The sequence below is a fragment of the Companilactobacillus halodurans genome, from assembly GCF_009600985.1.
GTDB classification, from domain to species: Bacteria; Bacillota; Bacilli; order Lactobacillales; family Lactobacillaceae; genus Companilactobacillus; species Companilactobacillus halodurans.
Window position 1 is genome coordinate 1 of the sequence record NZ_VDFP01000186.1, and the last position, 1,242, is coordinate 1,242.

The window sequence follows — 1,242 nt, forward strand, 5'->3', positions numbered from 1 at the left end:
TCGTTTGCTTTGCCACTGGATAAGTTAACTGCCTTTCAGACACGCTTTCACACTAGAATATTAGAAGGATATGGGATGACAGAAACGGCCAGTCAATGTACTATCAATCCCTTTGATGCCCCCAAAGTTGGTTCAGCAGGTAAAGCGTTTAAAACTGATGTGGCGATTATGAACGATGGTAAAATTATGAACTCAGCTAATCGAATTGGTGAAATTGTTGTTCGTGGGGATCATGTAATTAGTGATTATTTAGATCCACATCCAGATGCTTTTCAAGATGGTTGGTTTTTGACTGGTGATTTAGGTTATTTAGATGAAGATGGTTATTTATTTGTTAAAGGTCGTAAAAAAGATATTATTAACCATGGTGGTGAAAAAGTAGCCCCAGCTCAAGTAGAAAATTCTCTTAGTCAATTGAGTTTTGTAAAAGAAATTTCTGTAATTGGTACACCAGATACGCTTTATGGTGAAGCCGTTACGGCGGTCGTTATCAGTCAAGGAATACAATCAGAAGACTTAGAACGACAAAAAATTATGGCTCATGCAAGAGCAACTTTGGCAAATTATGAACAACCAACAAGAATCTTTTTTGTTCAAGATTATCCTCGTAATGCGACTGGTAAAGTGATTCGTTTGAAATTACGTGAGCAAGTTATGTCAACCTTACTAGGGAGAGTTGGATGAGTAAGAAAACAAAAAAATTCAAGAAATTATTAATCAGCGTTGTCCTAATCTTTTGGGCAGTAATTGCCATTTACGGTTTCAAACAAACTGATGCTGGTGCTGCTAGTTCAGATTTACAAACCGTAACGATTGGTTATCAGAAAGGTGATCCTTTTGATATTTCAAAACAACGTGGTGAATTTGCTAAAAAAATGAAAGCTAAGGGTTACAAAGTTGTTTGGAAAGAATTCCAAGATGGTAACTCATTAATGCAGGCTCTAAAGGCTGGAAGTATTAACTACGCTAGAACCGGTGATACGCCACCAGTTTCTGCTCTTTCAACGGGTACTAAATTGACTTATGTCGTTGCTGGTTACTCTAAGGCTAAGGGATCAGGATTATTAGTTAAGAAATCCTCAAGTATCTCATCAATTAAAGATCTAAAGGGTAAGAAAGTCGCCTATACCAAGGGGACTAGTTCACAGTACATGTTGTTGGCTGCTTTGAAAAAAGCTGGAATGAATGCTGGTGATATTACTTGGGTCAATATGGATCAATCAAGTGCCAGTGTTGCCTTTT

General features: G+C 37.4%; 2 protein-coding genes. Both read left to right on the top strand.

Going from position 1 to position 1,242, the window contains the following annotated elements:
• Positions 1 to 684 (top strand): AMP-binding enzyme (locus FHL06_RS13490; protein ID WP_153387142.1); only part of this gene is annotated, 684 nt, incomplete at its 5' end.
• Positions 681 to 1,242 (top strand): MetQ/NlpA family ABC transporter substrate-binding protein (locus tag FHL06_RS13495; RefSeq protein ID WP_153387144.1); only part of this gene is annotated, 562 nt, incomplete at its 3' end. The genes FHL06_RS13490 and FHL06_RS13495, both read left to right, overlap by 4 nt.